Genomic DNA, 11,872 nt, shown 5'->3' with positions numbered 1-11,872 from the left:
GTGGCGGGCGGGGGCGGGGCCGGGCCGGCCCCAACCCACGGGTTACGGTGCCGCGGGCGCCGTCGGTGCGGCCGGGGCCGCAGCGGTGGCAGGCGGCACCTGCCACCCACACATCTGGCCCTGGTTCTGCTGCTTGAGCCATTCGTTGACTGGGGTGAAGTACTCGATCATCGGGCCGGCATCGAGCTTGTCGCCGCCGGTGATTTCCTTCAGCGTGGCCTGCCAGGGCTGGCTGGCGCCCTTGCTCAGCATCGCCCAGAACTTCTGGCCGGCTTCCTTGTTGCCGTAGAAGCTGCACTGGTGCAGCGGGCCCTTGTAGCCGGAGGCATCGCACAGGCCCTTGTAGAACTGGAACTGCAGGATGCGCGCCAGGAAGTAACGGGTGTAGGGGGTGTTGCCCGGCACGTGGTACTTGGCACCCGCGTCGAAGAACTCCTCACCGCGTGCGCTGGCCGGCGCCACACCCTGGTACTTGGCCTTCAGGTCCCACCACGCCTGGTTGTAATGGTCCGGGGTGATCGAGCCATCGAACACACCCCAGCGCCAGCGGTCGATCATCAGGCCGAACGGCAGGAACGACACGCCGCTCAGGGCCATGCGCATCTGCGCGTTGATGGTCGCCTCGCGGCTTTCCTGCGGGGTATCGACCAGGCCGATCGAGTTGAGGTACTGCGGGGTCATCGCCAGCACGATGGTGTCGCCGATCGCTTCATGGAAGCCATCGTTGGCACCGCCCTGGAACAACGGCGGCAGCGGGTTGTAGGCCAGGTCGTAATAGATGTGGCCCAGCTCGTGGTAGATCGTGGTGAAGTTTTCTTCGTTCGGCTTGATGCACATCTTGGTGCGCACGTCGCCTTCCATGTTCATGTCCCACGCGCTGGCGTGGCAGACCACATCACGGTCCAGCGGCTTGATGAACTGGGTCTTGTCCCAATACGACTTCGGCAGTGCAGGCATGCCGAGCGAGACATAGAAGTCCTGCGCGCGCTCGGTCATCTGCTTGGCGGTGCGCAGTTCGGCTTCACGCTGCGCCTTGTACAGCGCTTCCACGTTCGCGCCGCTGCCGGCCTTGGCCAGTGCGCCACTGAGGTTGGTCTGGTACTGCTTTTCCAGTGCGGCGGTGATGTCCAGGTTGCCGGCACCGGGATACGGTTCCAGCTGGTCCCACAGGTTGGACCAGTCCTGCTGCCACATGTTGCCGGTCAGGTGCGCGGCGATCAGGCCGCCGTTGACCTCGGCTTTGTCCTTGCCGTACGTACCATCGAGCTTGGTACGGGCATAGCAGTGCAGCTGCTCGTACATCGGCTTGACCTGGTCCCACAGGCGGTCGGTTTCCGGGCCGATCTGGTCGGCGGGCATGTCATAGCCGCTGCGCCACATCTGGCCGGCATCGGCGAAGCCCATTTCCTTGGCGCCTTCATTGACCAGGCTGACGAAACGCTCGTAATCAGCGCGCATCGGTTTGGTGGTGCCGTGCCAGCCCTGCCAGGCGTCGAGCTGCTTGTCGTAGTCGCGGCTGCGGGCGAGGACCTGTTCCAGATCGCCGAGCTGGCGGCAGCTCTGCGGGTTGGCTTCATCGGTGCAGTATTTGCCGGAGCCGTAGGCGCCTTCCATGCGGCTGGCGATGCGGGTCAGCTCGGAGAGCTTGGCCGGGTCGCGCGGGGCGGGCATGGAGGTCATCAGCTTGAGCAGGTGGATCTGGCGCTTGGTGTCTTCGCTCATCGGCTGGCCGTCGTATTGGCCGGCCTGGGTGATCCAGCCGTTGAGGACGGTGAGCCAGCGTTCGTTGGCCTTGGCCGCGACCCGCTCGGAATCGTCGTTGATGTAGGTCGAGGACAGCCACTGGGCCGAGGTCATTTCCGGGTACATGGCTTTGTACTCGGCGTTGACGCGGGCGATGAACTGGTCCGCGGTTTCCTTGGACTGGGTGGTGCCCGTGGCCGGTGCATCGGCGGGGGACGGTTCCTTCTGGCAGGCCGCCAGCGTCAGTGCGGCAGCACTGACTGCCAGGGCCAGCAGGAGCGGGCGGTGGTTCACGGGCACATCCTTGGGTGGTGACAGACCGGCGAAGGCTAGTGAAGCGCCGGGCGCACCGCAAGGGGCACGGCAGCAGGGTTCGCGTGGGATCGTAGCGCCAACGTCAACGGCGTGGCGTCATTGCATCGTGGTTTGGGTCGGTGCGGGCGGGTTGTCGGGACCCGCCGTGAACCCGTCCCTGGGGGCTCGATATGCGCCATCCATGGCGCATAACGGTCCCGCCAACCCACCCACACCGCCCCGTCGACAGTGGGTCGGTGTGCATGGAGAAACAACGGCGTTCAGAGCGAACGTTGACTGTCTAAGCGAATGTTTTGCCTTTGCCTGCCGTTCCGACAACGCAATCTGTGGGGGCGAGGCAGGCCATACCGTGGCGGGACCGTCGGGCGCCCTGGCTGGCGCACGTCGAGCCCCCATGGGTGAGAGCGCATTGCTTGCGAGGCACTGCCTCGCATGCGTTCGAACGCACAGCCGCCAGCGGCTGGGCCGGGCCGCGGAGCGGGGTTTACGGCGCGTCCCGCCGGGGTATGGCCTGCCTCGACCCAAACGGAAGACCGAAAAGCTGGACAGCGCTTCGCCCAAGGCACTGGACACTGCGCGCCGAACGGATCAAACCTCGCACCCGGCAAACAGATCCCGGTCACGTTCATACACCGACGTCTTGACCTGCATCAGCCCCAGCACCGACGGGAACAGATTGTCGTGGTCGGTGTACTTGCCCGCGCGCTCCCGCACGCAGGCCAGGTTGAGCCCGCGATTGGCCGCGAAGGACGGCGAGAACCACATCGTCATCGGCACGCGGGTCTGTTCCTGCGGCGCGATCGCATACGGCACGCCGTGCAGATACAGGCCCTTTTCGCCCAGCGATTCACCGTGATCGGAGAGGTAGATCATCGCCGTGTCGTAGTCGTCCATGCCCTTCAGCGTCCCGATCGTCCGTGACAGCAGGTGATCGGTGTACAGCAGCGCGTTGTCGTAGCTGTTGGTGATCTGCTCGCGGCTGCACTTGCCCAGGTCCGGCGTGTCGCAGGTCGGCGTGAAGCGACGGAAGCGCGCCGGATAGCGTTCGAAGTAGCTGGGGCCGTGGTTGCCCAGCTGATGCAGTACCACCACGCGGTCACCTGGCCTGGCGCGCACCTGGGTGGCCAGATCGTCGATCAGGATCTCGTCCATGCAACGCCCGTTGGCGCACAGGGTCGGGTGCTTGGCATCGTCCAGTGCCTGCATTTCCAGACCCTCGCACACGCCCTTGCAGCCGGACTGGTTGTCGCGCCACAACGTGCTGATGCCCGCGTGGTCCAGCACGTGCAGCAGCGACTGGTGCGCGCGGATCTTCGTTTCGTCGTAGTCATGGCGCCCATACGGCGAGAACAGGCAGGGCAGGGACACCTCGGTGCTGGTGCCGCATGAGTGCATGTCGGGGAAGTTGATCACCCCGGCCTGGGCCAGTTCCGGCGTGGTCTGCTTGGCATAGCCGTTGAGGCCCCAGTTCTGTGCGCGTGCGGTCTCGCCCATCACGATCACCAGCAGGCGCGGGCGGCCGCCTGCTGCACGTGGGGTCGCTTTGGCATCCATGCCGATCGGCAGCTTGGGAGCGCGCTGGATGGGATTGTCACCGCGCAGTGCCTTGGGCAGGCCGAGCAGGAAGTTGCCGGGCGTGGCCAGGTAGCGCACTTCGCGTTGGTTGCGCATCAGCGATGACATTTCCTGGAAGGACAGCATCGCCCCGCCGAAGGCGATCAGGGCCGACAGCAGCAGAAACCCGATGCGCCACAGCAGCGCCGCGCCCAGCGTGCGCCGGCGCAGCTGCACGCGCCACAGCAGCAGCATGGGGGCCAAGGCCAACAGCAGCAGCGGCAGGATCAGGGTGGGCGTGATCAGTTCCCGGCTTTCCTTGTGGTCGGTGGCCAGCACGTTGCGCAGCATGTCCGCATCCAGATAGATGTGGTAACTGCTCATGTAGTGCGCCGCCAGTGCGGTGCCGATCAGCAGCACGCTGATCACAACCTTGGCATTCCAGCGCCAGACCAGCAGCCCCATCAACAGGCTGTGCGCGCCGACCAGGAACAGCAGCAGCGAGAGCGCGAAGCGGACGCTGCCCGGGTGGGTCGCCATCGCGCTGTGCCAGAACAGGCCATTGCAGGCCACCGCGAAGAACACGCTGGTGAGCAGGATCAGGGTTTCGGTGGTCCACTGCGGGCGCCAGCCACGCAGGGTGGCCAGTGCCGGGAAGCGCGTGGCGCGCGGAAGGGTGGTGCTCATGCCGCTTCTCCCTGCGCGCTGACCGGTGCAGTGCTGCGTTCGCGCAGCCGCAGCCGTTCGATCAGCAGATACAGGCCCAGCGATACCGCCCAGCAGATGGCCAACGTCCACAGGTCATGCGACAGGAAATGCGCGCCGCGCAGTTGCTGCGAGACCCCGAACACGCCGCCGGCCAGCAGGCCGACCGCCAGGCCGCGCCAGCGCCAGGCGGGGCGCACCATCAAGGCGAAGAAGTACAGGCTGACCCACGCAAAACCCGCGCTGGAGTGCCCGCCGGGGAAGCAGACCCCGCGCGGCATGCCCGGTGGGCGTGTGGCGAACAGGCCGATGAACTCGCGGGTGCCGCCGTAGCGGGTGAGATCCCACGGGCAGTCCATGTTGGTCAATGACTTAAGCAGCGAGACCAGACCGGTGCCCAGTGCGACCGCCAGCACCAGGTACAGCAGCGGCCAGCGCCACGCGACGGCGCGCTCACTGCGCCAGGCGTGGGTGCACAGCACGATCGCCACGAGCGCGGCCACACTGCTGGCCCATTTGCCGGCCTGATGGATCAGGTGAGTGGTGAACCAGACGTTCTGCAGCGCCCACTGCTGCCCTTCCAGGCGATACCACTGGTCGGCCAGCCACTGGTCGCCCCCGGCGCCCATCAGCGCAGCGCTGGCGAGCAGGGTCAGCGCCAGCGGAGCCCATAGGTGGTCGCGAAGGAAGCGCGGCGTGGCCGACGCAGCCGGCGTGGAGGAGAGCGCAACGGTGGACGCTGGGAACATGGACAAAGGGGCCGGCGGTGGATTCCGGCGCCATGGTCGTCAGCGGGTTGTCGGAGAGGGGTCGGAGCAATGTTGGCCGCCGGTTAAGCGCGACCTTCCGTTCAGTCTTCCTCGTCCTGCGCGGTGTCGGTAGCCGTCACGGCGGCATGGCAGTCCGCCTGCCAGGCGGTGCCCGGGAACAGCAGCCAGTGGTTGCGGTTGGCGCTGCCGATCTCGATCACCGCCGAGGGGTCCACGCAAGGGCTGATCGCCTCATCAAGCACCAGCAGCCAGCGGCGCTTTGGGGCCTGCGCCAACCACGGGCCGGCGGCCTGCGATTGCTGCTCCCATGGCGTCTTGAAGCCGAAATCGGTCACCGGGCGGTCGGCCTGCAGCAGGTTCTGCTCGCGCCAGGCGACCACGCCCAGCTCGGCCTCCGGCCCGATCCGCGCGCCCACCCGCTGCATCACAGCCGAGGCGGAGCTGTACGGATCCAGCGTTGGCATCAACACCCAGCCGTACAGATTCCACAGCAGGAAAGCGGTTGCCACCACCAGTGCGCCTGCGCGGCGCTGGCGCCACCACAGGGCCAAGGCGAGCAGCACCACGCCAAAGGCGATCAGCCAGCCGCCCAGCACGGGCAGCAGGGCATCGGGCATGGCACGTCGGGCCAGCTGGAGGTGCGCCCACGCGCTGCCGCTCCAGAGCTGTGTGCCGATGTACAGCGCCGCCGCGCCCAGCACGGCGACATACGCCCACAGCAGCCAGCGCAGCCCGGCCCGGCGCAGCAGCCCGGGCAGCAGCGGTGCGGCGGCCAGGCACAGCGCGGGCAGCATCGGGAAGATGTACACCTCGCGCTTGCCCGGGCTGGCGCTGAAGAAAACGAGTACCAGCAGCGCCCAACCCAGCAGCAGCCACCAGCGCCCGTCCAGGCGGGTGAGGCGGCGCCACCACGCGGGGATCAGCGCCGGCAGCAACAGGCTGCCCGGCAGCCACAAGGTGGCCATCACCTGCAGGTAGTACCAGACGGGCTTCACGTGGTGCCAGGCGTTGGCGTAGCGGGTGCCGGTCTGTTTGAACAGCAGTTCGCGCGCATATGCATGCAGTGCCGGATCGGTCGCGTTGAGCAGGGCGATGCCCAGCGGCGCCAACCAGACCGCCGTGCCCAGCAGGAAGGCCGGCAGCAACCACCACAGATCGCGCGCGGTGCCCGGCGGCAACGCCGTGCCACGGGCGCGCCAGCGCCACAGGGCAAACGGCACCAGCACCAGCAGCGGCAGGAAGCCGACGCCCTTGGTCACCGTGCCCAGCCCGGCAGCGAAGCCGGCCAACCACAACGCCGGCCGGTTGCGGCCCTCCAGCAGGTGGCGCAGCAGCCCCCACAGCGACAGGGTGGTCATCGCTACCAGCACCATGTCGATCTGGGCCCGTTTGGCCATCAGGCCGAACTGCAGGCAGCTGAACAACGCGAGCATCGCCCACCAGCCGACGCGCCGGGTCCACAGCCGCCGGCCCAGATCCCAGGTCAGCCACAGCGTGAGCAGCGCAGCCAGCAGCGAAGGCACCAGAAAGGCGAGGGCCCAGCCGCCGAACAGCTGGTGGCTGGCCGCCTGCATCCACATGAAGACCGGCGGTTTTTCCGCATACAGTTCGCTGCCGCGGTGTGGCAGCAGCCACTGGCCGGACTCGACCATGGCACGCGCCGCGAGCACGAAACGCGGCTCATCCGGTGGTGAGGGCTGGCGCAGGCCGATGCCGGCGGCCAGCGCCAGCAGCAGGGCAAGGCAGACCAGCACACGCGGCCAGCGCCGCAGGAAGAAGGATTCGCTCACGCCCAGGCTCACCGGCAAAACAGCCACTGTCTCCCCGACAGCGTAGGAAAAGCGTCGTAACCACCCCATTGCGACCGGATTCCGACACGGTTCCCGCTACCATGCGTTCAACCGGTCAAGAGAGTCTCCCATGCGGCTGCTGGTCATTGAAGACAACCGTCAGCTGGTTGCCAATCTATTCGATTATTTCGAGTCGCGGGGCCATGTGCTCGATGTCGCGCCCGACGGCGTGACCGGCCTGCACCTGGCCGTGTCGCAGCCCTATGACGCGCTGATCCTCGATTGGATGCTGCCGCGCATGGAAGGCCCGGAGGTGCTGCGCCGGCTGCGTGCTGACCACGGCTCGGAAGTGCCGGTGATCATGCTCACCGCGCGCGATGAGCTGCCGGACAAGATCGCTGGGTTTCGTGCGGGTGCCGATGATTACCTGACCAAGCCATTCGCGCTGCCCGAGCTGGAAGTGCGCCTGGAAGCACTGATGGTGCGTGCCAAAGGGCGCAACCCGCGCAAAGTGCTGGAGGTGTCCGACCTCAAGCTGGATCTGGCGACGCTGGAAGCGCAGCGCGACGGCAAGCCGCTGCACCTGTATCCGGCCTGCCGGAAGCTGTTGGAAGTGCTGATGCGGGCCAGCCCCGGCGCAGTCACGCGCCAGCAGCTTGAATTTGCGCTCTGGGGGGATGAGCTGCCCGATGGCGATCTGCTGCGCTCGCATGTCTACGAACTGCGCCGCAGCGTCGATGGCCCGTTCCAGCAGAAGCTGATCCACACCTTGCCGCGGGTCGGCTACCGCCTCGGCGTGTCGGCTGCGGACAGTTCCAATGAAGTGGCATAAGCGCCCCCCCAAGCCAGCGCCGATGCACCGGCGCATGGTGTGGTGGCTGCTGGGCTACCTCGCGCTGATCTCGCTGGCGGTATTCAGCGTGGGCAACTACGTGCACGAACACGCCGAGCACTCGGCATGGCGCGCGCTGCTCAACTCCGAACTGGACAGCATCGTCAACCACATCGAACACGAGCCGCACTACCGCTGGCAGGATTCGGACACCCTGCGGCTGTTCTACATCAACGGCAACCCGACGGTGCCGGAGAGCCTGCGCACGCTGCATCCGGGGCTGCACGACGGTGTGGAGGTCAACGGACGCGCCAGCGCGGTGATGGTGCGCGAAACCACGCAGCTGGGGCGGCTGGCGCTGGTGCTGGACATCAATGACTTCCATGAGCTGGAACAGTTCGCTACGCGCTGGGTGCTGCTGGCCGGTGTGCTGATGATCATCGTCACCGTGGTGATGGCGTCCTTCGGCGTCGGTCGTCTGGTACGGCCGCTGAGCTCGCTGGCCCGGCGCATCGACGACCTGCGGCCGGGTGTTCCCGGGCAACGGGTGGAGGTGGACCCACGGGCCAGCTCCGAGCTGTACGTGATCGCCAACGCGCTCAACGACTACCTGGCGCGCAACGAACAGTTCGTTGAACGCGAGCGGATCTTCATCAGCACGGCCAGCCATGAGCTGCGCACGCCGATCGCGGTGATCACCGGTGCCTCGGAACTGGCACTCGGCCAGCCGGAGATTCCCGACCGCGCCCGCCAGCAGATGCAGCGGGTGCACCGCACCGCGCAGGGCGTGGAGCAGTTGATCCAGCTGCTGCTGGTGCTGGCGCGCGACCCGGCGCGGCTGGCTGCACTGGGCGAGCGCATTCCGCTCGATCTGCTGGTGCCGGACATCATTGAAGACCATCGTCACCTGATGGGCGACAAGGACCTGCGCATCGAGATCGATGGGCTGGCGCGGGTGGATATCGTCGCGCCACTGGGCGTGGTCCAGGCGGCGATCGGCAATCTGCTGCGCAACGCGATCGAGAACAGCGGCCGCGGCACCATCCACATCCAGGTCTCCGACCAGGCGGTGGTGACGCTGCAGGATCCGGGGCTCGGCATGAGTCCGGAAGAGATCGCGGCGGTGCATGCGCGCATGGCGCGGGGCGACCGCAACGAACAGAGCGGGATCGGCCTGGAGCTGATCGCCCGGCTCTGTGAACATCTGGGCTGGGCGCTGCAGATCGAGCCCTGCGTCCCCCGGGGCACCTGTGTGATCCTCGATCTGGGGGCCTCGCTGCCCGGGCGCAGTGAACATCCATCGCTGCCAGCGTCGTAATCGTCCTGCTCGCTGCGCCGCAAAGTGTGGCGTCGTGAAGACAATGTTAAGCTCCGGAGGCGCCGCTCTATGCGGCGCTTTTTTTTAACCCTTCGATCGACAGAGGATGGCTTGATGCCGACCGAACCCAGTACTGCCCTGATCACCAATGACATCGTCGGCCTCGGCCTGATCGCCGCCACCCTGGCGGTGATCTTCTGGGCCGCCAGTGGCCCGACCCCGATCCTCAAGAAGATTTTCGCGTGGGTACCGGCCCTGCTGCTGTGCTACTTCATCCCGGCCATCTACAACACCGCCGGCCTCATCGACGGCCACAACACCTCGCTCTACAACCCGATCGCCCGCGACGTGCTGCTGCCCGCCGCGCTGGTGCTGCTGACGCTCTCGATCGATCTCAAGGGCATCATGAAGCTGGGGCCGAAGCTGCTGGTGATGTTCTGCGCCGGCACGCTGGGCATCATCCTCGGCGCCATCGTGTCGTTCCAGGCGATGTCCTGGATCCACCCGGCCACCGTGGCCGGTGATACCTGGAAGGGCATGGCGGCCCTGGCCGGCAGCTGGATCGGCGGCGGCGCCAACATGGTGGCGATGCGTGAAGTGTTCGGCACCGATGCGACGACCTTCGGCCAGTTCGCCGTGGTCGACGTGGCCTGCGCGAGCCTGTGGATGGCGGTCCTGCTGTTCCTGGCCAACCGCGCCAAGCAGATTGATGCCCGCAGCGGGGCCGATACCCGCGCCATTGATGAGATGAAGGAGCGCATCTCGGCATACGAAGCACAGAATGCCCGCATTCCGAGCCTGACCGACCTGATGGTGATCGTCGGTGTGGGGCTGGGCGGCGTCGGCCTGGCGCATGCCATCGCCGCGCCGCTGAGCGGCTGGTTCAAAGCCAATGTGAGCTGGGCCAGCCAGTTCAGCCTGGACAGCGCGTTCGTCTGGGTGGTGCTGTTGTCCACGGCGCTCGGCCTGGGCCTGAGCTTCACCCGTGCGCGGCGCCTGGAGTCGGCCGGTGCTTCGCGCCTGGGCACCCTGTTCCTGTACTTCCTGATCGCCTGCATCGGCATGCAGATGGACCTGCTCTCGCTGCTCGACCGGCCATGGCTGTTCGCGCTCGGCGCGATCTGGATGCTGACCCACATCCTGGTGCTGTGGATCGCCGCCAAACTGCTGCGCGCGCCGCTGTTCTTCTTCGCGATCGGCTCGCAGGGCAACATCGGTGCGGCGGCATCGGCACCCGTGGTCGCCGCTGCGTTCCATCCGTCGCTGGCGCCGGTCGGCGTGCTGCTGGGCACCGTGGGCTATGCCACCGGGACCGGCCTGGCGTATGTGACCGGCCTGATCCTGAAATGGATGGCGGGCGCGTAAGCGCGCGCCACGTTGTCGACTCCCGGGGCGGCCTTGATGGCCGCCTCTTTTTTGGCGGCGATCACCCGCTGAACGGCATGGGTCTGGGACCCCGGTCACGCGCCGGTGTCAGAAATGGCTGCATGCGACACGAACTGTGAAAGGCGTACGGGATCGCCCTGGCACCGCCGCGTAAGGTCCGGCGCCATGCACTGTGCTGTGCGCCGAGCGCGCTGGGCATGGAACCCATCTGTCGATGGCAGTCGGCGCCTACGAGGAAATACGATGAAGACGAAGGGAACCTGGATGTCGGTGGTCACCACCGGCGTGCTGATGATTGCTTCTGTGCTGCCCGTACAGGCCGCACCGGGCGACGCTGGCAACGTGCACGCGGTGATGGATGCGAGTGCACGCGATGTGGCGGCTTGGCTCGGGCAGCCGGCACTGGGCGGCGCCCTGGTCGATGCGCTGGCGGCACATCCCGAACGCGGGCTGCCGTTGACCGCGGTCCTGGCCGAGAGCGATCCGGGTGGGAACCGCCTGGCGTCGCGGATGCTGTCCGAACGCGATGATCTGGTCCGCCAGTACAAGGGCCTGCCGGCCGCAGATCGTGGGTTGCTGCAGGTCCGCAGCTTCGTCCCGGCAGGGCAGACCCTGGCGTCGGTGGCGCCTGCCGATCTCTGGGTAGCGGTGCTGCCCAAGGGAGACGACCGCACATGGACCTCCCTGGTGGCCTACGACCGGCACGGGCGTCAGCATCTGCTGGATGCGCAGGTGGCCCCGACCTTCCCGGTGCTGATCGTGGACATCGATACCGGGCAGGCGGTCCAGGAAGGCATGGCCCTGATCAATGCCGGATTGCAGGCGAAGGGGCTGCAGTCGGCCGATCGCCTCACGGTGGCCGCCGATGGAGCGACCTCCCTGGATGTCACCCGGCTTGACCGTATCCGCCTGGCCAATGACGGCGAACCGTGGGCGATGGGCGGCGCAGAAGTGTTCGCCGTGGTGTCCGGCCTGCAGACAGGCAAGGCAGAGCCGGAGATGGCCACGGTGTCACTGCCGTACCTGGACCATGACAAGACCGATTACACCCCGGGCCAACCGTTGGTGATCTGGGGCAACTACCGCTTCGACACCGCCAACGTGCAACTGTTCGAAGACGATGGCGACACCAATTACAAAGACCTGCTGATCGCCCTCACCGAAGGTGTGAAGCTGGGGCTGGGTGCCTTCGCCCCGGAGTATGCGGTGATTGCCGAGATCGGCGGCGCGATCCTCAAGGCCATGCCGAGCGGCTGGTTCACCAACGATACCGACTACCTGGACAGCTTCTATCTGCTCCAGCTCGGTCAGACCTATACCGGGCGGATGGGCGCGGCGAACAATGCACAGGTAACGTTGAGCCCCCTAACGCTCCAGTAGCGCCGGCCGCGCTGGCCGGATCCCGATGGGGCCTGTCGCAGGCAGTGGCAAACGCGACCCGACAAAAAACGGGGGGGGG

Annotated in this window: 8 protein-coding genes; 4 read left to right on the top strand and 4 right to left on the bottom strand. The window is 66.8% G+C overall.

The window, feature by feature from the left end; all coding sequences use genetic code 11:
* Positions 1–42 precede the first annotated feature (42 nt).
* The 4 genes from ACE026_RS16205 to ACE026_RS16190 form a co-directional block, all read right to left on the bottom strand.
* Positions 43–2,037: a M2 family metallopeptidase gene (locus ACE026_RS16205; RefSeq protein WP_486039874.1), complete on the bottom strand. Its 1,995-nt coding sequence runs from the start codon at positions 2,035–2,037 to the stop codon at positions 43–45.
* 609 nt (positions 2,038–2,646) lie between these two features.
* Positions 2,647–4,299 (bottom strand): phosphoethanolamine transferase, encoded by a 1,653-nt coding sequence (locus ACE026_RS16200; RefSeq protein WP_486039873.1) that lies wholly within the window; start codon positions 4,297–4,299, stop codon positions 2,647–2,649.
* The gene (locus tag ACE026_RS16195; RefSeq protein ID WP_486039871.1) at positions 4,296–5,072 is read right to left on the bottom strand and encodes a phosphatase PAP2 family protein; all 777 of its coding nucleotides are present in this window, start codon (positions 5,070–5,072) and stop codon (positions 4,296–4,298) included. Before ACE026_RS16195 ends, ACE026_RS16200 begins: the two co-directional genes overlap by 4 nt.
* Before the next feature lie 95 nt (positions 5,073–5,167).
* A complete protein-coding gene (locus tag ACE026_RS16190; protein WP_486040000.1) occupies positions 5,168–6,895 on the bottom strand; it encodes a glycosyltransferase family 39 protein in 1,728 nt (575 codons plus the stop codon).
* A gap of 112 nt (positions 6,896–7,007) precedes the next feature.
* Between ACE026_RS16190 and ACE026_RS16185 the strand changes: the two genes are divergently transcribed.
* From ACE026_RS16185 to ACE026_RS16170, 4 genes are all read left to right on the top strand, one after another.
* The gene (locus ACE026_RS16185) at positions 7,008–7,709 is read left to right on the top strand and encodes a response regulator transcription factor (protein ID WP_346463042.1); all 702 of its coding nucleotides are present in this window, start codon (positions 7,008–7,010) and stop codon (positions 7,707–7,709) included.
* A complete protein-coding gene (locus tag ACE026_RS16180; protein WP_486039870.1) occupies positions 7,696–9,027 on the top strand; it encodes a sensor histidine kinase in 1,332 nt (443 codons plus the stop codon). The genes ACE026_RS16185 and ACE026_RS16180 overlap by 14 nt, the downstream gene beginning before the upstream one ends.
* Positions 9,028–9,141: 114 nt before the next feature.
* Positions 9,142–10,392 carry a DUF819 family protein gene (locus ACE026_RS16175; RefSeq protein ID WP_346463040.1) on the top strand — a complete coding sequence of 417 codons (1,251 nt, stop codon included), beginning with the start codon at positions 9,142–9,144 and terminating at the stop codon, positions 10,390–10,392.
* Positions 10,393–10,656: 264 nt separating this feature from the next.
* Complete coding sequence (locus tag ACE026_RS16170) at positions 10,657–11,793, top strand: DUF3103 family protein (protein ID WP_486039869.1); 1,137 nt, start codon at positions 10,657–10,659, stop codon at positions 11,791–11,793.
* The last annotated feature ends 79 nt before the right edge of the window (positions 11,794–11,872 follow it).

Source organism: Stenotrophomonas sp. AGC87, from assembly GCF_057333975.1.
The sequence above is the reverse complement of the archived record's forward strand: the minus strand, read 5'-3'. Positions and strand labels throughout refer to the sequence as shown.